Source organism: Nonomuraea sp. NPDC052129, from assembly GCF_040680095.1.
Lineage (GTDB): Bacteria > Actinomycetota > Actinomycetes > Streptosporangiales > Streptosporangiaceae > Nonomuraea.
In genome coordinates, this window is record NZ_JBFAVX010000018.1 from 72,336 (window position 1) to 91,883 (window position 19,548).

Annotated in this window: 18 protein-coding genes; 9 read left to right on the forward strand and 9 right to left on the reverse strand. The window is 70.4% G+C overall.

Going from position 1 to position 19,548, the window contains the following annotated elements; genetic code table 11:
* Positions 1–50: 50 nt before the first annotated feature.
* Together AB0L53_RS33350 and AB0L53_RS33355 are read left to right on the forward strand one after the other, a co-directional pair.
* The gene (locus AB0L53_RS33350) at positions 51–1,001 is read left to right on the forward strand and encodes a Ppx/GppA phosphatase family protein (RefSeq protein ID WP_358542815.1); all 951 of its coding nucleotides are present in this window, start codon (positions 51–53) and stop codon (positions 999–1,001) included.
* Positions 1,002–1,057: 56 nt separating this feature from the next.
* Positions 1,058–1,309 (forward strand): hypothetical protein, encoded by a 252-nt coding sequence (locus AB0L53_RS33355; RefSeq protein ID WP_364002409.1) that lies wholly within the window; start codon positions 1,058–1,060, stop codon positions 1,307–1,309.
* A 28-nt stretch (positions 1,310–1,337) separates the two neighbouring features.
* Here AB0L53_RS33355 and AB0L53_RS33360 read toward each other — a convergent pair whose 3' ends face one another.
* Both AB0L53_RS33360 and AB0L53_RS33365 read right to left on the reverse strand, forming a co-directional pair.
* Positions 1,338–1,772: an ATP-binding protein gene (locus AB0L53_RS33360; RefSeq protein WP_364002412.1), complete on the reverse strand. Its 435-nt coding sequence runs from the start codon at positions 1,770–1,772 to the stop codon at positions 1,338–1,340.
* A gap of 73 nt (positions 1,773–1,845) precedes the next feature.
* Positions 1,846–2,391 (reverse strand): helix-turn-helix domain-containing protein, encoded by a 546-nt coding sequence (locus AB0L53_RS33365; RefSeq protein ID WP_364002415.1) that lies wholly within the window; start codon positions 2,389–2,391, stop codon positions 1,846–1,848.
* Between the two features lie 109 nt (positions 2,392–2,500).
* Between AB0L53_RS33365 and AB0L53_RS33370 the strand changes: the two genes are divergently transcribed.
* Complete coding sequence (locus AB0L53_RS33370) at positions 2,501–4,072, forward strand: MDR family MFS transporter (protein WP_364002418.1); 1,572 nt, start codon at positions 2,501–2,503, stop codon at positions 4,070–4,072.
* On the opposite strand, the gene AB0L53_RS33375 is transcribed toward AB0L53_RS33370, so the two are convergent.
* The gene (locus AB0L53_RS33375; RefSeq protein ID WP_364002421.1) at positions 4,053–4,373 is read right to left on the reverse strand and encodes an STAS domain-containing protein; all 321 of its coding nucleotides are present in this window, start codon (positions 4,371–4,373) and stop codon (positions 4,053–4,055) included. The genes AB0L53_RS33370 and AB0L53_RS33375 overlap by 20 nt on opposite strands.
* Before the next feature lie 68 nt (positions 4,374–4,441).
* Between AB0L53_RS33375 and AB0L53_RS33380 the strand changes: the two genes are divergently transcribed.
* The 6 genes from AB0L53_RS33380 (at position 4,442) to AB0L53_RS33405 (ending at position 11,500) form a co-directional block, all read left to right on the forward strand.
* Positions 4,442–5,479: a GNAT family N-acetyltransferase gene (locus tag AB0L53_RS33380; RefSeq protein ID WP_364002424.1), complete on the forward strand. Its 1,038-nt coding sequence runs from the start codon at positions 4,442–4,444 to the stop codon at positions 5,477–5,479.
* An 84-nt stretch (positions 5,480–5,563) separates the two neighbouring features.
* On the forward strand, positions 5,564–6,418 hold the full coding sequence (locus tag AB0L53_RS33385) for a shikimate dehydrogenase (RefSeq protein WP_364002427.1): 855 nt from the start codon (positions 5,564–5,566) through the stop codon (positions 6,416–6,418).
* Positions 6,419–6,433: 15 nt separating this feature from the next.
* Positions 6,434–8,398, forward strand: a complete 1,965-nt coding sequence (locus AB0L53_RS33390) for a TIM barrel protein (protein ID WP_364002430.1) — start codon at positions 6,434–6,436, stop codon at positions 8,396–8,398.
* 38 nt (positions 8,399–8,436) lie between these two features.
* Positions 8,437–9,102 carry a TetR/AcrR family transcriptional regulator gene (locus tag AB0L53_RS33395; RefSeq protein ID WP_364002433.1) on the forward strand — a complete coding sequence of 222 codons (666 nt, stop codon included), beginning with the start codon at positions 8,437–8,439 and terminating at the stop codon, positions 9,100–9,102.
* 161 nt (positions 9,103–9,263) lie between these two features.
* Positions 9,264–10,601 carry an MFS transporter gene (locus tag AB0L53_RS33400; protein WP_364002436.1) on the forward strand — a complete coding sequence of 446 codons (1,338 nt, stop codon included), beginning with the start codon at positions 9,264–9,266 and terminating at the stop codon, positions 10,599–10,601.
* Positions 10,598–11,500, forward strand: coding sequence for an N-acyl homoserine lactonase family protein (locus AB0L53_RS33405; protein WP_364002439.1), 903 nt, complete (start codon positions 10,598–10,600; stop codon positions 11,498–11,500). Before AB0L53_RS33400 ends, AB0L53_RS33405 begins: the two co-directional genes overlap by 4 nt.
* Positions 11,501–11,512: 12 nt before the next feature.
* On the opposite strand, the gene AB0L53_RS33410 is transcribed toward AB0L53_RS33405, so the two are convergent.
* The 6 genes from AB0L53_RS33410 to AB0L53_RS33435 all read right to left on the reverse strand — a co-directional run bounded on the left by AB0L53_RS33410 (position 11,513) and on the right by AB0L53_RS33435 (position 19,416).
* Positions 11,513–12,214 (reverse strand): ABC transporter ATP-binding protein, encoded by a 702-nt coding sequence (locus tag AB0L53_RS33410; RefSeq protein ID WP_364002442.1) that lies wholly within the window; start codon positions 12,212–12,214, stop codon positions 11,513–11,515.
* A complete protein-coding gene (locus AB0L53_RS33415; protein WP_364002445.1) occupies positions 12,211–14,097 on the reverse strand; it encodes a branched-chain amino acid ABC transporter ATP-binding protein/permease in 1,887 nt (628 codons plus the stop codon). The genes AB0L53_RS33410 and AB0L53_RS33415 overlap by 4 nt, the downstream gene beginning before the upstream one ends.
* On the reverse strand, positions 14,094–14,963 hold the full coding sequence (locus AB0L53_RS33420) for a branched-chain amino acid ABC transporter permease (protein WP_225292901.1): 870 nt from the start codon (positions 14,961–14,963) through the stop codon (positions 14,094–14,096). The genes AB0L53_RS33415 and AB0L53_RS33420 overlap by 4 nt, the downstream gene beginning before the upstream one ends.
* A gap of 7 nt (positions 14,964–14,970) precedes the next feature.
* Complete coding sequence (locus AB0L53_RS33425; RefSeq protein WP_364002449.1) at positions 14,971–16,116, reverse strand: ABC transporter substrate-binding protein; 1,146 nt, start codon at positions 16,114–16,116, stop codon at positions 14,971–14,973.
* A gap of 106 nt (positions 16,117–16,222) precedes the next feature.
* The gene (locus AB0L53_RS33430; RefSeq protein ID WP_364002452.1) at positions 16,223–17,971 is read right to left on the reverse strand and encodes a thiamine pyrophosphate-binding protein; all 1,749 of its coding nucleotides are present in this window, start codon (positions 17,969–17,971) and stop codon (positions 16,223–16,225) included.
* Complete coding sequence (locus tag AB0L53_RS33435) at positions 17,968–19,416, reverse strand: aldehyde dehydrogenase family protein (RefSeq protein ID WP_364002455.1); 1,449 nt, start codon at positions 19,414–19,416, stop codon at positions 17,968–17,970. Before AB0L53_RS33435 ends, AB0L53_RS33430 begins: the two co-directional genes overlap by 4 nt.
* Positions 19,417–19,548: the final 132 nt, after the last annotated feature.

Genomic DNA, 19,548 nt, shown 5'->3' on the forward strand with positions numbered 1-19,548 from the left:
ACTTAGGGCTCGGCTTCGCCGTACAGGCGGTTGACCGGTAGCGTTTCCTCATGCGACTCGGCGTGCTGGACATCGGCTCGAACACCGTCCACCTACTCGTCGTGGATGCCCACCGCGGCGCGCGGCCACTGCCCGCCTACTCGCACAAGGAGGAGCTGCGCCTGACCGAGCACCTCGACGAGCGCAACGAGCTGTCCGCCGAGGGCATTGAGCGGCTCGGCGAGTTCGTCGAGGAGGCGCTGAGCATCGCCGAGGACAAAGGCGTGGAAAACTTCCTGGCCTTCGCCACCTCGGCCGTGCGCGAGGCCGCCAACGGCGAGCACGTGCTCGCCCAGATCAACGACCGCTGCGGCGTGCACATCGAGGTCCTGTCCGGCAGCGACGAGGCCAGGCTGACGTTCCTGGCGGTGCGGCGCTGGTTCGGCTGGTCGTCGGGGCGCCTGCTCGCCTTCGACATCGGGGGCGGCTCGCTGGAGATCGCCGCCGGGGTCGACGAGGAGCCCGACGTCGCCGTCTCGCTGCCGCTCGGCGCGGGGCGGCTCACCCGCGGCTGGTTCGCCTCCGACCCGCCGTCCGCCGACGAGGTCCGCAACCTGCGCCGGCACGTACGCGCCCAGATCGCCCGCACGGTCGGCGACATCGTCCGATACGGCGAGCCCAACCGCGCCGTGGCCACCTCCAAGACCTTCAAACAGCTGGCCAGGATCGCCGGGGCCGCGCCCACCAACGACGGCCTCTATGTCTCCCGGTCGCTGTCGCGGCAGGACATGGCCGAGTGGGCCGTCAAGCTGACCACCATGAGCTCCGCCGAGCGGGCCGCGCTGTCGGGCGTGTCCGACGGGCGGGCCGCGCAGCTGGCCGCGGGGGCCATCGTGGCCCACGCGACCATGGACCTCTTCGAGGTCGACCGGCTGGAGGTCTGTCCCTGGGCGCTGCGCGAGGGGGTCATCCTGCGTCGCCTCGACATGCTGCCCAGTCGGCCGGATGTGACGTCGAGGTAACCGCGATCTACCCGAATCTCGCGCATAACTGCCGGTTCTCGGGGCATCTCCGGCTGATGTTGGCAGTGCTCAGCACGATCGCCTCGCTGGTGATCGTCCTCATCCTGGCGTTCCTGGCCGTCTTCCTCATCTCCGTGGCCGTCCTGCTCGCGCTCGCGCTGATGGCGGGATCGACGGCCCACAAGCCCGAGGCACGGCCGGTCATGGGAGGGCTCGAGGCACGGTTGCGGGGGACGACGATTGGGAGAACGACGATTGGGAGAACACGATTGGGCAGAAGGGGTGAGCAGGTACGACCGTCCGCCTGAGGGTGAGGGCCGTGCTTCGGAAGCCCGTTCAGTTGGCGATGAAGTGCGGCCCCGCCGCGCCCGGCGCGAAGCGCAGGCGCTTCTCCAGGCACACCACCGACCCGTCCTCGTGCCGGTTGGTGAAGCGGATGTCGTCGGCCAGTGCCCGCATGATCTGGATCCCGCGGCCGGACTCGGCGTTGGGCGCCGCCTCGCCGTTGTTGGGTGGCGGGTCGAAGCCGCCGCCCATGTCGATCACTCTGATGACGCAGAGCTTGTCGTAGACCCCCGCGCTCACCACGAACTCGTCGCTGGGGCCCGCGTGCCTGACGACATTGGAACACGCCTCGGTGAGCATGAGCTCGATGTCGTCGCGGATCTGCGGCTCCACCCCCAATGACCTCAGTGTGCCGTCGAACATCTGCCTGATCAGGGGGACGCTGGCCGCATCCCTGGGCAGCCGGAGCGCTATCGTGGCCTCCACCGCACCTCCTCCGTAGTCCCTTGGACGCGTCAGTGGCCACTCCTCTGCCCATTCAGACCCGCCCCAATCGTCCCTACGGTTCCATGAGGCGGAGCGCCACCTCCATCGCGGCCTCGCTGATCTCCTCTTCGGTCAGCTTCTCGTCCTGCGTCATCCACTTGCCGGCGTGCAGCGTGAACAGCGCCATCGAGCGGCTGATGCGCACGGCCAGCGGGTCGCCGGGATCGGTGATCTCGGAGGTCAGCTCCAGCATCACCTCGCGCATCCGAAGGATCTTCGGGTGATCGCGCAGCGCCGTCTGGTTGCGCTCCATGAAGCGGGCGACCTCGAGGTAGCGCTCGTTCGTCAGCTTGTCGGCGTAGCGCAGGAGCAGCTCGCGGCGCGTCTCCGGCGTGTTCGACCGGCTCCTGAACCAGGCCAGGAGCTCCTCCATGTCCGCCACCCGCAGGTCGGCCAGGCTGGCGACGATGTCTTCCTTGGTCTTGAAGTGGTAGTAGAGCGCCGCCTTCGTCACGCCGAGCTCCTCCGCGATCTCTCGCAGCGAGGTCGCTTCGTAACCCTGCTCGATGAAGAGCTTGAGCGCGATCTCTTGGATTCGGCTCCGCGTGTCTTCCCGCAATGTGCACCTATTTCGACTTGTATCGACTTGACCGTCGGCAAGTAAGGTTTCTAGCTTATTCTATGCTTGCCGGTCGGCAGGTAAGCAAGGACGTCCAGTGGGGGTGTGTATGGCGGAAACGGTCGCACGACGGCGTGAAGTCATGGTGGTCCTGCCCGGGCTGATGCTCGCGATGCTCCTCGCCATGCTCGACAACATGATCATGGGTACGGCGATGCCGCGCATCGTCGGCGAACTCGGGGGACTGACCCATCTGTCATGGGTCGTCACAGCCTACGTTCTCGGTACGACGGTCTCCACTCCCATCTGGGGAAAGATCGGCGACCTGTACGGCCGTAAGACCATCTTCATGATCTCGATCGTGATCTTCATGATCGGCTCCATGCTCTGCGGGATGGCGGGCTCCTCCCTGCTCGGCGGTCCCGACGGCGGAATGGCCGAGCTGATCGGGTTCCGCGCGCTGCAGGGTCTGGGCGCCGGCGGCCTGGTGGTCAACGTGATGGCCATCATCGGCGACCTGGTGCCGCCCCGCGAGCGCGGCCAGTACCAGGGCATCATGGCGGGCGTCATGTCGCTGGCCATGATCGCCGGCCCGCTGGTGGGCGGCTTCATCACCGACAACCTTGACTGGCGCTGGGCCTTCTACGTGAACCTGCCGGTCGGCGCCATCGCCCTGGTCGTGCTGGCGCTGAGGTTGAAGCTCCCCAAACTGCACAACCGGGTGCGAATCGACTGGCTGGGCGCGATCCTGCTGTCCGTCAGCATCACCGCGATGGTTCTCATCACCACCTGGGGCGGCAACCAGTACGGCTGGGGCTCCTGGCAGATCCTCACTCTGGTCGCGGTCGCCGTGATCACGCTGGCGGTGTTCATCTTCGCCGAGGGCAGGGCGGCCGAGCCGATCATGCCGCTCCAGCTGTTCCGCAATCGCAACTTCGCCCTGATCTCGGGCATCGGCTTCCTGCTCGGCTTCGCCATGTTCGGCGCCATCAACTTCCTGCCGCTGTTCCAGCAGACGGTTCAGGGCGCCTCGGCCACCAACTCGGGCCTGCTGCTGCTGCCGATGATGGCCTCGGCCATGGTGGTGTCGTTGTTCGTCGGCCGGGCCATCACCGCCACGGGCAAGTACAAGATCTACCCGGTGCTCGGCGGCGTCGGCATGGCCGTGGCCATGTGGCTGCTGTCGACCATGGACGTCGCCACGCCCAGCTGGCGCACGGGCGTCTACATCGCCGTCCTCGGCCTCGGCATGGGCTTCCTCATGCAGACCACGATGCTCATCGCGCAGAACAGCGTCGAGCAGAAGGACCTCGGCGTCTCCAGCAGCGCCGCCACGTTCTTCCGCTCGATCGGCGGCTCGTTCGGTGTCTCGATGTTCGGCGCCATCTTCAACAACCACCTCCTGTCCGAGCTGACCGGCCGGTTCGGCCCGCAGGCGGCGGACAAGATCGCCAAGGGCGGCGGCCGGTTGGACCCGGCGGCGCTCGGCCAGATGCCGCCGCAGATGCGCACCGGCCTGCTGGAGTCACTCGCCGCGTCGATCTCCGGCGTCTTCTGGTGGGCCATCCTGTTCGCCGTGGCCGTGCCGGTGCTGGCGGTCTTCATCAAGGAGATCCCCCTGCGCGGCGGCCCGTCGGCCGACGCCGCCCAGCAGGAGGTGGTCAGCCCGGCGGCAGGCTGAACAGCTTGTCGAGCCCGGTCATCCGCATCAGGTTACGCAGATAGGGCGTCAACGCCACCACGCGCAACTCGGCGTCGGCGCCCTCGACCTGCCGCTGGAGGCGTACGAGAGCGGCCAGACCGGAGGAGTCGATGAAGGCCAGCTCCGACAGATCGAGGTCGAGCCGGCGATAACCGGCGTCGAACGTCAGCCCCGACAGGTCGGCGGCGGTGTCGAAGTCGAGGTCGCCGCTGAGCGCCAGCCGGATCGTCATTCCGTCCAGCGTGGCGACATCGATGCGCAACGGCGTCTTGTCGAGCACCGTCTCAGCTTATCCACAGCGCGGATAATGGGAGGCGTGGGGCGCCCGGGTTCGGGAAAATCGCCGCTATGAAGCCCTCTGGTGCCCATCGGTTCAGCCGCCCACGGGCGGCGGACGCCCCCGCCATCCACGAGCTCGTCGCGGCCTGCGACCTGGCCGTCATCGGTGTTCCCGACGCCACGCCGGCCGACATCGCCGACGAGCTGGCGGAGCCGGACTTCAACCTCGACACCGACGGCTGGCTCGTCCACGACGCCGACGGCACGCTGGTCGGCTGGGCCTGGGCGGGCGCCAAGGGCGACAGCGACATGCTCGACATCGAGGTCCTCGTGCGCCCCGGCGTCGAAGGGCTCACCGACGAGCTCTGGCGCCTCGTCCTCGACCGCGCCGGGGAGCTGGCGCTGGAGCGGGGCCACGACGCCGCCACGGTCGACATCGGCATCTACCGGGCCGACACCGTCAAGCAGGCGCTGGCCAAGGAGCGCGGTTTCGAGCCCGGCACCAGCTTCCACCGCATGCGCGTCGACCACGAGGGCCCGGTCGAGCCGCCCACCCCGATCCCCGGGCTGACCCTCCACAGCGGGGAGACCGACGCCGTCCGCCGGGAGGCGCACCAGATCTACCAGGAGGCGTTCGCCGACCACTTCGGCTTCGTCAAGAACGACTACGACCATTGGCTCGAACGCAGGCAGGCGCAGAGCATCACCGACTGGTCCCAGCTCGCCGTCGCCAGGATCGACGGGCGGCCGGCGGCGGTGCTGATCGGCAACAACCAGTTCGTGCCGGACGAGGACTGCGGCTACGTCGCCACGCTGGCCGTCCTGCCCGAGCACCGGGGGAAGGGGCTGGGCCGCTTCCTGCTGCGGCACGCCTTCGCCGCCGACGCGGCGCGCGGGCGGCGGGGGACGCTGCTGCACGTCGACTCCAACAACACCTCGCCCGCGCTCGACCTCTACCTGTCGGCGGGCATGCGGCCGGTCCTGGTGATCGACGTCTGGCGCCGCCTGATCCGCCCCACCCGAGCCTCCTGGTCCGCCCCGCCCGGCCCGCTCCGTCCGGTCCATCCGCCTGGTCTGTCCGAGCCACCCGGCCCGTCTGACGGTTGAGTCTCACGGGTGGTGGTCCTTCCGGTCTAGCGTACGAACGTACTAGTTCGTACATTTGATGGGACTGGAGGAGAGTGAGAGCGGATGAGCTCCTATCTGATCGGCCTGATCGGCGCCGGGATCGGCCCGTCGTTCAGCCCCGCGCTGCACGAGCGCGAAGCCGACGCGCACGGCGTGCGCTATGTCTACCGGCTGCTCGACATCGGCGAGCTGGGACTGGGGGCCGACGCCGTGGGTGAGCTGGTCCGTACGGCGCGGCGGCTCGGGTACGACGGCCTCAACATCACCCACCCGTGCAAGCAGACCGTGATCCCCTTCCTGGACGAGCTGTCTCCGGACGCGGCGATGCTCGGCGCGGTCAACACCGTCGTGTTCGAGGGGCGGCGGGCCGTGGGGCACAACACCGACTGGGCCGGGTTCGCGGAGTCGTTCGCCCGGGGGCTGCCCGACGCGCCGACCCGGCGGGTGGTGCAGCTGGGCGCGGGCGGGGCGGGGGCGGCGGTGGCGCACGCCCTGCTGACCCTCGGCGCCGATCAGGTCGTACTGGTGGACGCCGCCGAAAGCCGGGCGGCCTCGCTCGCCGCCGACCTGGCCGGCCGGTTCGGGCCGGACCGGATCCGCACCGCGGCCCAGGCCGAGCTGGGCGGGCTGCTCACGATGGCGGACGGGCTGGTGCACGCGACCCCCACCGGGATGGCGCAGCACCCCGGGCTGCCGCTCCCCGCTGAGCTGCTGCGACCGGAGCTGTGGGTGGCCGACATCGTCTACCGGCCCCTGGAGACCGAACTGCTGCGCAGGGCCAGGGCGCTCGGCTGCCGGACCATGCACGGCGGCGGCATGGTGGTCTTCCAGGCCGCGCACGCCTTCCGCCTGTTCACGGGCCGCGAGCCCGACGCCGAACGGATGCTCACACACCTCACCGACCTGATCGACGCCTGACCGGGAGGTCCCCTCATGCGCAAGTCCATCGCCACCGTCTCGGTCAGCGGGACGCTGGCGGAGAAGCTGACCGCCATCTCCGCCGCGGGCTTCGACGGCGTGGAGATCTTCGAGAACGACCTCCTCGTCTCCCCGCTGAGCCCGGAGGAGGTACGCGCCAGGGCCGCGGATCTGGGTCTCGGCATCGACCTGTACCAGCCCTTCCGCGACTTCGAGGCGGTGCCCGGCGACGTACTGGCCCGCAACCTGCGCCGGGCCGAGCGCAAGTTCGAGCTGATGGAACGCCTCGGCGCCACCATGCTGCTGGTCTGCTCCAGCGTGTCTCCCGACGCGGCCGACGACGACGAGCTGGCCGCCGAGCAGCTGCGCCTGCTCGCCGAACGCGCCGCCGGACACGGCATCAGGATCGCCTACGAGGCGCTGGCCTGGGGCAGGCACGTCAACGAATACCTGCACGCCTGGCGGATCGTACGCATGGCCGGCCACCCGAACCTCGGCACCTGCCTCGACAGCTTCCACATCCTGTCGCGCGGCTCCGACCCGATCGGCATCGAGGCGATCCCGGGCGACCGGGTGTTCTTCCTGCAGCTGGCCGACGCGCCGCTGCTGGCGATGGACGTGCTGCAGTGGAGCAGGCACTACCGGTGCTTCCCGGGCCAGGGCACCTTCGACCTGGCCGGGCTGGTGAGTCATGTGCTGGACGCCGGGTACGCGGGGCCGCTGTCGCTGGAGGTGTTCAACGACGGCTTCCGGCAGGCCGACGCCGGCCGGACGGCCCTGGACGCCATGCGGTCGCTCATCGCCCTGGAAGAGGCCACGGCTCTGCGGCGCACCGCGACCCCGCCGATCCCGTCCCCGGTCGGCCCGGCTCCCGTCCGCCTGGCTCCGGTCGTCCCGCCCCCGGTCATTCCGTCCGGCTTCGCGTTCGCCGAGCTCTCCGTCCCTCCCGCCGACCTGCCCGGGGGATCCGGTGGCCTGTCCGGAGCGTCCGGCCAGCTGGCCGGACCGGGGGAGTCGCTTGGGCAGTCCGGTCATGCGTACGAGCTGGGCGGGCTGCTGGCGGCGCTCGGGTTCGTCCGCACCGGGACGCATGCCCACAAGCCGGTCGAACTCTGGGAGCAGGGAGAAGCCCGGATCCTGCTCAACGCCACCGGCGAAGGACCCGCGCTCGCGGCGATCGGGATGGAGAGCCCGGACCCCGCTGGTTCCGTGCGGCGCGCCGAGTCGCTGCTGTCACCGGTCCTGCCCCGCCACCGCGCCCCTCGGGACGCCAGGCTGGACGCGATCGCCGCACCGGACGGAACCGAGCTCTTCTTCTGCCGCACCGGACATCCCGACCATTCCAGCTGGACCGACGACTTCGAGCCCCGCGCGGAGGGTGAACCGGCGGCCGGAGGCATCACGCACATCGACCACGTGGCGCTCACCCAGCCCAGGCACCACTTCGACGAGGCCGCGCTGTTCTACCGCACCGTCCTCGGCCTGCGCCCCCAGGAGAGCCTGGAGGTCCCCGACCCCTACGGCCTGCTGCGCAGCAAGGCGATGTCCACGGCGGATGGCGCCGTACGGATGGTGCTCAACCTCAACCAGGTCGGCGCCCAGCACATCCCCTGGCAGCACATCGCCCTGGCCTGCGACGACATCGTGGCCACCGCCCGCAGGCTGCGCGCCCTACACCCCGACCTGCTGCTCGTCGTCCCCGCCAACTACTACGACGACCTCGCCGCCCGCTACGACGTGCCACCCGAGCTGCGGGAGCTCGGCCTGCTGTACGACAGGGACGAGCACGGGGAGTTCCTTCACCTGTACACGATCACGGCCGGGCGGGTGTTCTTCGAGCTCGTCCAGCGCGTCGGCGGCTATCAGGGCTACGGCGCCGCCAACGCGCCCGTCCGCCTGGCCGCCCAGCACGCCCGGGAAGGACACGCCTGGGAAGGTGGCCTCGGAAGGAGACGCCTCGCAAGGACAACGGTCATCTAGGATTAACGCGACCCCCGTCGGCCCGACCGTGGAGCCCCATGACCTCGCAGCCTCTCGCTCGCGCCGCCGGTGAACGTCAGCGTGACGCCGACCGGACCAGGGCGGAGATCCTTCAGGTCGCGCAGCGGGAGTTCGCGCGGCATGGGTACGCCGGCGCCAGGGTGGACGAGATCGCCGAGCGGACGCGCACCACCAAGCGCATGATCTACTACTATTTCGGCGGCAAGGAGCAGCTCTACATCGCGGTCCTGGAGAAGGCGTACACCGAGGTGCGGGCCGCCGAGCGGACCGTTGACGTGGCGCACCTGGCGCCGGTGGAGGCCATCCGTACCCTGGCTGAGCTGACGTTCGACCACCACGACGCGCACCGCGACTTCATCAAACTGGTCGGCATCGAGAACATCCACGAGGCCGAGCACATCCGCAAGTCCGAGGTGCTGGCCAATCTGGGCGCGCCCGTGCTCGACATCATCTCCCGCATCCTCGACGCGGGGCAGGAGTCCGGCGACTTCGTCACCGAGGCCGATGCCATCGACGTGCACATGATGATCAGCGCGTTCTGCTTCTTCCGGGTCGCCAACCAGCACACGTTCGGGGCGCTGTTCGGCCGCGACATGACCGCGCCGGAGCACCGCGCCCGGCTGCGCACGATGGTCGGCGAACTGACCGTCGCCTACCTGCGTGGCGCCGGCGCCCCCGCGTAGCGTCGGTGCTCTCGCGTAGTGCCCGCGCCCTGTAGTGCCGCCCACCTGCGGCCGGACGGCCGCACCCGATCTCGGCCGCCCGGGAGAGGGTTTGTTCACACCCTTGTAATGTACGAACCAGTGAGTTAGTTTCGGGGCTATTCTCACCCGGGAGGAGCCCCGTGACCGACATCCCCACTCCCCAGGGAAAGCCGCGCAAGGCCGCGATCGCCGCCTGGATCGGCAGCGCCCTGGAGTACTACGACTTCTTCATCTACGGCACCGCCGCCGCCCTGGTCTTCGGCAAGGTCTTCTTCCCTTCGTCCGCTCCGGGCACCGGAACGCTGCTGGCCCTGGCCACATTCGGCGTCGGTTACCTGGCCAGGCCCGTCGGCGCGTTCGTGCTCGGGCACGTGGGGGACAAGTTCGGGCGCAAGAAGGTGCTGGTCTCCACGCTGGTGCTGATGGGGCTGTCGACGTTCCTGGTCGGTTGCCTGCCCACCTACGACCAGGTCGGGGTGCTGGCCCCGGTGCTGCTGGTGGTGCTGCGGCTGATGCAGGGGTTCTCCGTCTCGGGTGAGCAGGCGGGCGCGAACTCCATGACGCTCGAACACGCGCCGGAGGGACGCCGCGCGTACTACACCAGCTTCACGCTCAACGGCACGCAGGCCGGGCAGATCATCGCGACCGCGATCTTCCTGCCGATCGCCGCGCTGCCCGAGGAGCAGTTGCTGAGCTGGGGCTGGCGGGTGCCGTTCTGGCTGAGCATCGTGGTGGCGGCCGTCGGGTTCGTGATCCGCCGCACGCTGGAGGAGACGCCCGCCTTCGAGCGGGAGGTCGCCGAGAACGGCGTCGCCAAGCTGCCGCTGGTCGTGCTGTTCCGCGAGCACGGGACGGACGTCCTGCGGGTGATCGTGGCCGCGGTGATCGCGTCGGTGAGCACGATCTTCACCGTGCACGCGCTGTCGTACGCGGTCAACACGGTGGGGCTGGATCGCGCGCCGATGCTGTGGGTCGGTGTGCTCGCCAATGTCGCGGCGGTGATCACGATCCCGCTGTGGGGGAAGCTGTCGGACCGGGTGGGGCGCAAGCCGGTGTTCATCGGCGGCTCGCTGGGGTGCGCGGTGCTGATCTTCGCCTACCTCTGGGCGATCTCGGCCGGCGGCTATCCGCTGATCTTCGTGGCGGGGATCCTGATGTTCGGGGTCGTGCACAGCGCGACCAGCGGGGTCTGGCCGTCGTTCTACGGGGAGATGTTCAGCACCCGGGTACGGCTGTCCGGGATGGCGATCGGCACGCAGATCGGGTTCGCCATCGCCGGGTTCGCGCCCACGCTCGCCACGGCCGTGGCGGGGACAGGCCGGGACAGCTGGCTGGGCGTCTCACTGCTCACCGCAGTGCTGTGCCTGATCAATGTGGCCGCCGTGGCCACCGCGCGGGAGACGTACCGGATCCCCACTGATCAGCTCGGCGTCAAGCCCGCCACCCCCGCACCGACGGCGACGGCGCGCGCGACGTGAGCGACGAGCGCGGCCTGAGCGGCCGGCACGACGTGGGTGGCGAGCGTGGCCTGAGCGGCGGGCACGATGTGAGCGACGAGCACAGCGCGGGTGGCGGGCGCAGCGCGGATGGCGGTGAGTTCCGCGTCTACGCCATCCAGTACGCGCGGCGCGACGCCCTGCGCGGTGAGCACTTCCACGGTCACGACGGGCGGGCAGGCGAGCCGCACCCGACTGCCTACTACACCTGGCTGGCCGTCTCCGACCGGCACACCGTCGTCGTCGACACCGGCATCAGCCGCGCCCGCGCCGCCCGGATCGACGGCCTCGACTACCTGGCCGCACCCGCCGAGACGATGGCCGAGCTGGGTGTGGACGCCGACGCGGTCGGCCACGTGGTGCTCACCCACCTGCACTACGACCACACCGGCACGGCCCGCGACTTCGGCGCCGCCCGGTACGTCCTGCAGCGCGCCGAGCTCGACTACTGGACCGGCCCCTGGTCCCGGCGCGTCGCCAGGGAGCGCTGGCTGATGGACGAGGACGACGTGGCGCGGCTGCGGGCGGCGGAGAAGGAGGGGAGGATGGACCTGCTCGACGGCGACGCCGAGGTGGTCCCCGGGCTGAGTGTCCACCTGGTCGGCGGGCACACGGCGGGCATGCAGGTGGTACGAATCCGGACCGCGCGCGGCCACGTGGTGATCGCCTCGGACGCGAGCCACTTCTACGAGAACATCGAGGATGACCGGCCGTTCCCGATCCTGCACAGCATGACCGGCATGTACGGGGCCTTCGACCGGATCAACGAGCTCGCCGACGGCCCGCACCTGGTGGTGGCCGGCCATGATCCTGAGGTGCTCACCCGCTTCCCGCCGCTCACCGGGGCCCTGAGCGGCCGGGTCGCCGTGATCGCCCCGTAGCACCTGCGGGGCTCACAGGCCGAGGTAGATGCGCCGGACCTGGGGATCGACCCGTAGGGCGGCCGAGGTTCCGGTGGCCGCGATCTCCCCGTTCTCCATGACCAGGCAGGCGGAGGTGACATCGAAGGTGAGTTTGGCGTTCTGCTCGACCAGCAGGATGCTCAGCCCGTCGGCGTTCAGCCTCTTCAGCCCGGTCACGATCTCCTCGACCAGGATCGGCGACAGTCCCATAGACGGCTCGTCGAGCAGCATCACCCGGGGTCGGCACATGAGCGCGCGGCCGATCGCCAGCATCTGCTGCTGACCCCCGGACAGCGCCCCGGCCAGGCGGTGCCGCATCTCGCCGAGCACCGGGAACAGGTCGTAGACCTCGCCGATCGGCGTCCGCTTCCAGTTGCCGGTGTAGGCGCCCAGCAGCAGGTTCTTCTCCACGGAGAGCCCCGGGAACACGTGCCGCCCCTCGGGGACGTACCCGATGCCGTGGCGGACCAGGGTGTGCGCGGGCGCCCGCAGCAGGTCGTGCGCGCCGAAGGCGATGCGCCTGGCCTGCCGGGGCGCCAGGCCCATGACGGCCTTGAGCGTGGAGGTCTTGCCAGCCCCGTTGGCGCCGATGATGCCCAGCGACTGACCCGGCTCCACCGTGAAGCTCACGTCGTGGGCGGCCCGCACCCCGCCGTAGTGCACCGACAGTCCTTCGACGATCAGCGTGCTCATCTGGTGGCCTCCTCGGCAGCGGACCCGGCATCGGACTCGGCGGCGGACTCGGCGGCGGTCCGGGACGGCGCGGACATTGAGTCGCCCAGGTAGGCCGCGACCACGTCGGGCTGGACGGCGACGTCCGCGGGCGCGCCGTCGGCGATGACCTTTCCGCCGGACAGTACGGTGACCCGGTCGCACAGCGACATGACCAGGCCCATGTTGTGCTCGATCACCACGACCGTCACGCCGGAGTCCCTGATCGAGCGGACGATCTCGGCGAGCTGCCGGACCTCCTCGCCGTTGAGCCCGGCCGCCGGCTCGTCGAGCAGCAGCAGCGCGGGCGCCATCGCCATCGCGCGGGCCATCTCGATCCGCCGCTGGATCCCGTACGGCAGGGCGCGCGGCGCCGCGTCGGCGAAGTCCCGCAGCCCGAACCGGTCGATCAGCTCATCGGCCCGCACCCGCAGCGCCTGGTCGAACCCGAGCACACTCCAGGGCAGCACGAGGTATCGCCAGACCCAGCGGGTCCGCGTGCGATCCAGGCCGACCAGGATGTTCTCCCGGACGGTGAGATCGCCGAACAGCCGCAGGTTCTGGAACGTGCGGGCCACCCCCAGCTGCGACAGCCGGTACGGAGCCGCGCCGGTTACCTCCCGCTCCCGGAAGAGGACCCGGCCGGACGTCGGCGTGTAGAAGCCGCTCACGACGTTGAACAGCGTCGTCTTGCCCGACCCGTTCGGCCCCACGACGCCGCGGATCTCGCCGGCCGTGATCGTGAGCGACACCTGGTCGAGCGCGGTCAGCCCCTTGAACCGCATGGTCAGCCCGTCGACCTCCAGCAGATCCGCGCCCGAGCCCGCGTCCGCGCCTGCTCGGTCATCGGTCCGGTCGTGCGCCTGCTCGTCCGCCCGGCCGTCCCCCAAGCCATCCGCGCGGTCGTACGGCTGGAAGGGACCCAAGACGGCTCTCGCCCCGGCGGCCCGGCGGCGCCGGAGACGGGCGGGCAGCCCGGCCAGCCCGGTGGGGGCGAAGACCACCACGAGGACGACCACGCTGCCATAGCCAAGCTGGGCATAGGCCGACACGTCCAGCAGCGCCTCCCTGACCAGCGACAGCGCCACCGCCCCGACGACGCAGCCGAGGATGCTCCGCCGCCCGCCGATGATCACCATGGCCAGCAGGAGGAACATGTTGGCGATGCTGAACGTCTCCGGCGCCACGAAGCGGATGAGCCCGGCGTACAACACCCCGGCGATCCCGCCGTACAGGCCGGACAGCACGAAGGCGGTCATGCGCAGCAGCGGGATCTCCGCGCCGAGCGCGCCGGCGGCCAGGTCGTCGTCGCGCATGGCGCGCAGTCGCCGGCCGAGCGGCGAGTGGGTCACGAACAGCGCGAACGCCAGGGAGAGCGCGAACACCACCAGTTCGACGTAGTAGAAGAGGTATTCACTGGACAGGTCCACCCCGAACAGCGGCGGCACCGGAATGTCGCTGATGCCCTCGGCCCGACCGGCAATGGTCGCGTTGGTGATCCAGTTGACGAAGGCCAGTGCCAGCCCGAGCGTGACGATGCCCAGATAGTGCGACTGCATCCGCAGCGCGGGCAGGCCCACCAGCAGCCCGACGAGGACGGCGGCCAGCAGGGCCAGCGCGGCGGCGGTCCAGAAGCCGAGCCCGGCACGGGTGGTGAGGATGGCGACGGCGTAGGCGCCGACACCGAAGAAGGCGATCTGCGCCAGGTTGATCTGCCCGGCCACGCCCATGGCCAGCCCAAGGCCGATGCCGAGGACCGCGAAGATGATCGCCACGTCGACGACGTGGATCGCGTAGCCGCCCAGCCCGTACGGCAGCAGCCAGGCCGCCACGGCGGCGGCGATGAGAGGGATCAGCCGTTTCACGCTCGGTTCACCGTCGTCTCTCCGAAGATGCCGGTGGGGCGGACCATCACGATGGCGGCGAAGACCAGGAACGTCACCAGCTCGGAGTACTCCTGGAAATGGCCGGCCGCGAAGGAGTCGAGCAGCCCGAACGCCATGCCGCCGGCGATCGCGCCCCGCATGCTGCCGAAGCCGCCGAAGATCGCGGCGGCGAAGCCCTTGATGCCCAGCGAGCCGCCCATCGTGGGGTTGACGTAGAGCATCGGCCCGATGAGCCCGCCGGCCAGCGCCGCCAGGCCCGCGCCGATGGCGAAGGCCATGGCATTGCTGCGGCCGACGTGGATGCCGACCGCGGTAGCCGCCTCGTGGTCCATCGCGACCGCCTGCATGGCCGCGCCGCGCTTGGTGCGCTGCAGGAACAGCCCCAGCAGGACCGTGGCCGCGGCCGCCACGGCGATGACCAGCAGGCTGTAGGTCGGGATCTTGATCCCGGCGACGTCCAGCGGCGCGGTCGCCACCGGCGACGGCACGGCGTGGCCGGTCGCGCCGAACACGCGGATCGCCCCGGCCTCCAGCACGGTGCCGAAGCCGATCGTGCCGATCAGCATGAGGTCGAAGTCCTTGTTCTCCAGCGGGCGCAGCACCCGCTCGATGACCAGGCCGATCAGCGCGGTCACCGCGATGGCCACCGCGACCGCGACGGGGAAGGGCAGCTTGGCGAACATGTACAGGTTGGACGCGGCGTAGGCGCCGATCATCACCACGTTGCCGTGGGCGAAGTTCACCAGGCCCATGGTGCGGTAGACGATCGAGAAGCCCATGGCGACCAGCGCGTACACCGCGCCGAACGTCACGCCGCCGATGAGGGTCTGCAGAAAGACCTGCACGGTTCTCCTAGCCGGCCGACTCGGCGACGATCTTCCCGGCCTTGATGAGGCCGATCTGGGTCGCGTGGATGCCCACTCCGGAGTCGTCGTAGGCGAAGTCGCCGAGCAGGCCGTCGTGCTTGACCGCGCGAATCGCGTCGGCGAGCGGCCGGCCGCCGGCGCCCTTGGTCTGCTTGAGCGCCTCGATGAGGATCTTGGCTCCGTCGTAGGCCTTGGCGCCGTGCAGTTCGGCGGCCTCGCCGAAGGCGGCCTGGTAGGCGGCCGAGAAGGTCTTGCTGGCCTCGCTCGCGTCGTTGCTGAGGTAGGGCGAGCTGATGACCGAGCCCTCGGCGTTGTCCGCGCCCGCGGTGGTCACGTACACATCGGTGCCCATGGGGGCGCCACCCGCCAGGACCGCCTTCAGCCCCAGCTCGCGGGCCTGCTTGGCGATCAGCCCGGACTCGACCTCCTCGGCGCCGACGAACAGTACGTCGGGGTTCTTCTGCCGGATGGCGGTGAGGGAGGCGCTGAAGTCCTTCTGGTCGGGGGTGACGGCCTCGTCGGCGATGGGGGTGACGTTCCTGGTCTTGAGCGCGGCCAGGAACGCGTCGTGCTCGCCCGCGCCGTACGTGCCGTTGTTGCTGATCAGCGCGATCTTCTTGTAGCCCTTGTCATCGACCAGGTACTTGGCCAAGGTCTCGTCGTAGGTCACGCTGGTCGGCGCGTTGAGGAACAGGAACGGGCTCTTGAGCGCGGCGAGCTTGGGCGACTGTCCCGAGGTGATGTTCGGGATCCCGGCGTCCTTGAGGATGGGAGCCATGGCCAGGGTGACGGCGCTCTCGGCGGTGCCGAGCATGGCGACGTAGCCCTCGCCGGCGATCTTCCTGGCCAGGTTCGTGCCGACCGTGGGGTCGCCCTGGTCGTCGAACAGGTCGAGCTGGATCTGCCGCCCGTTGACGCCGCCGGCCTTGTTGGCCTCGTCGACGGCCAGCTTGACGCCCTTGTTCTCCCATTTGCCGAGCGAGCTGAGCTGGCCGCTCTGGGCGTTGATGTTGGCGACCTTGATGGGTCCGGTGGCGTCGGCCTGCTTGCCGGCCTGCTGTCCGGGAGCGGAGCAGGCGGTCAGCGTGACGATGAGCGATACGGCGGCGATGGGGAATCTCGCGGGAAACACGGTTCACCTCGTTTGGGGGAGTTCGACATGGCCGTGTAATGCACGAACTAGTACGTTAGTTATACGGCCGGGTGTGACCAGAGGAAATATCGAACGCGCAACGGTTTCAGGCGGGGAAGACGCCCTGGTAGATGTCCTTGATGTTCCAGTGGCCGGGGGTCGGGACCGGCTCGTTGACCATGGGCACGTCGATCACCGCGGGCCGCCGGTCCGCCACCGCCTTGCGCAGCGCCGTACGGAGATCGCCGGGCGCGGCGACCGTGTGCCCATCGGCCCCGCAGGCCCGCGCCAGGGCGGCGAAGTCCGGGCTGTAGGGCCGTCCGGCGGGATCGGTGAAGTCGCAGCCGTGGCTGCGGCCGAAGTGGGCGGACTGCAGGTCGGAGATCGTGCCGTGCGACCGGTTGTTCATCACCACGAAGATCACCGGCGCGCCCAGCTCGACGGCCAGCGGCACAGCGGGGAGCTGGGCGCCCATGCCTCCGTCGCCGATCAGCGCGACCACGGTCCTGTCCGGCGCGGCGAGCTGCGCGCCGACGGCGGCGGCGGGGCCGAAGCCCATGGTGGACGCGCCGCCGGGGGTGATGAACCGGCCTTCGGGCGGCAGTTCGTAGCATTGCGCCACGCCGTTCTTGTTCCAGCCGACATCGGTGACCAGGATCGTGTCCGGGGGGACCGAGTCGCGCAGGTCGGCCAAGATGCGCTCGGGCCGCAGGGGGAAGTCGTCGCTGCTCCCGCGTTCCCTGCTCGCGCCGAACAGCTCCGACCTGGCCGCGCGGATCCGCTCCCGCAGCGCGGGACGGCTTACCCCCGGGTGCGCCACGGCCGCTGCGGCGATGGCCCTGATCGCCAGAGCGGCATCGGCGACCGCGCCGATCTCCGCCGGGTAGTTACGGCCGATCTCGGCCGGGTCGAGGTCGATCTGGAGCAGCCTGCCCTTGTCCCCGAGCGTCCAGGTGAAGCGCGGGTCCCAGGAGCTCGAGTCGGTCTCGGCGAAGCGGGTGCCCAGCGCCAGCACCACGTCGGCCTCCCGGGCGTAGTCGTTGGTGAGCTCCAGCCCCCAGAACCCGGTCATGCCGAGGACCAGGGGGTGCGTGTCGGGCACGGTCCCCTTGGCCATCAGCGAGTGGGCGATCGGGATGTCGAGGTGCTCGGCCAGGCGAAGCAGCGCGTCGGCGGCGTCGCGCAGGCCGCCGCCCGCGTGGATCAACGGCCGCTCGGCCCCGGCGAGCGCGGCCGCGATCCGCTCGGCGACGTCCGCCGGCAGACCGGGCGGCTCGGCGCCGCTGATGGACGGGTACGGCTCGGCTGGTCTGGAGAAGACGTCCATGGGCACGTTGACCAGCACCGCGCCCGGCCGGCCCGTCGTCGCCGTCCAGAAGGCGCGCTCCACGGCTCGGCCGAGGTCCTGGGCACGGTGTACGTTCCACGCCCGCTTGACGAACGGCCTGAAGACGGCCGCCTGGTCGGCGTCGGCGTGCAGGTTGATCTCCTGGTGCGGGTGCCGCCCGTGGTAGTAGGAGGGGACGTCGCCGGAGATCACCACCATCGGCACCGAGTCGAGCGCCGCGGTCAGCACGCCGGTGGTGGCGTTGGTCAGGCCGGGGCCGACGTGGACGAGCAGCACGCCGGGTTTGCCCGACACGCGGGCGTAGCCGTCGGCGGCGTGCGCGGCGGCCTGCTCGTGCCGGGCGATGACGAACCGGATCCGGCTGTCGGCGAGCGCGTCCAGCACGGCGATGTTGGTGTGGCCGCAGGTGCCGAAGACGTGCGTGACGCCTAGGTCCTCTAACTGCGCGACGAGCGCGTGCGCGGAGGTGGTGGTCGTGGAGGTGGCGGTCTCAGGGCGGGTGGTCACTGTTCTCCCCAGATGCTCAGGCCCCGCAGCAGGAGGGTCTTGGTCACGGTGAAGTCCTCGATCATCCAGCGCGGCGACTCGCGGCCGATGCCGGAGTCCTTGACGCCGCCGAAGGGGACGTGGTCGAGGCGGAAGTTCGACGACCCGTTGACCACCAGCCCGCCGACCTCCAGCTCCCGCCACGCCCGGACGATCCGCCGCACATCATGCGTGAACAGTCCGGCTTGGAGGCCGTACCGGCTGCTGTTGCACGCCTCGATGACCTCATCGAAGCCGTCGTAGGGCAGCACGGCGACGAGCGCGCCGAACACCTCCTCGCGCACCAGCCGGGCATCGGCGGGCGGCGCGGCGACCACGGTCGGCTCCATGACCGCCCCCGACCGGGCACCGCCGGTCGTGATCGCGGCGCCCTGGCCGGCCGCCTCGCCGGCCCAGCGGACCACGCGCTCGGCGGCGTCGTCGTCCACCATCGAGCCGACGTCGGTGGCCGGGTCCAGCGGGTCGCCCACGACCAGGGACTTCACCTCGGCGGTCAGCGCGGCCACGAACTCCTCGAACCTGCCGCGCTGGACGTAGACCCGCTGCACCGAGATGCAACTCTGGCCCGAGTTGCTGTAGCCGGTGCGCGCGCAGACCCGCGCCGCCTCGGCCACGTCGGCGTCCTCGCACACGATCGTGGCGGCGTTGCCGCCGAGCTCCAGCAGCACCCGCTTGGGCCCGGCGGCGCGCGCGACGGCGGCGCCTGCGCTCACGCCGCCGGTGAAGCTGACCACGGCGATCTCGGGCGCGGCGCACAGCCGCGCGCCCACGTCGGCTCCGCCGTGCAGCACCTGTACGGCCTCGACCGGCATCCCGGCGTCGAGCAGGATCCGCACCAGCTCCGTCGAGACCGCGGGCGCCTGCGGCGGCGGCTTGACGATCGTGGTGTTGCCCGCGGCGAAGGAGGCCCCGAGCTTGTGCGCCAGCAGGTTCGCCGGGGCGTTGAAGGGGGTGATCGCCAGCACGGGACCGGCGGGAGCGCGGCAGGTCAGCGCGGTGTTGCCCACGCCGCGGGCCCAGCCGGCCACCGGCAGCACCTCGCCGCCCAGCGCTCTGGCCTCGGCCGCCGAGACCGACAGCGTGTCGGCCACCCGCAGCACCTCGCCGCGCCCGTCCTTGACCGGCTTGCCGAGCTCGACGGCCAGCAGCCGGGCCAGCTCCTCGCCACGGGCCGTGACCTCGGCCGCGGCGCGCTCCAGGATCGTGGCCCTGGTCGCCGGGGCCAGCCGCGCCACCGCCCCGGCGGCGGGACCGGCGTAGGCCAGGGCCCGCGTGATGTCGTCGGGGGTCGCCGTACGGGCCCGGCTGACCGTCCGGCGCAGATAGGGGCCGGTTCGCTCGGCCGGCGGGCCGTCGGTCAGCCACGTCCCGGCGACCAGGCAGCCCGCTTGGTAGATCGCATCCATCTCGACTCCACTAGGTGGTGCATCAGAACCGCACTGTGGACTTGCTCAAAGTATGAGCACATCTCAGTCCGCGCAAGAGGAACCGCGTAGTGGAACATCTGGACCGTATAATGGACCGAGTGTTAGCGTACG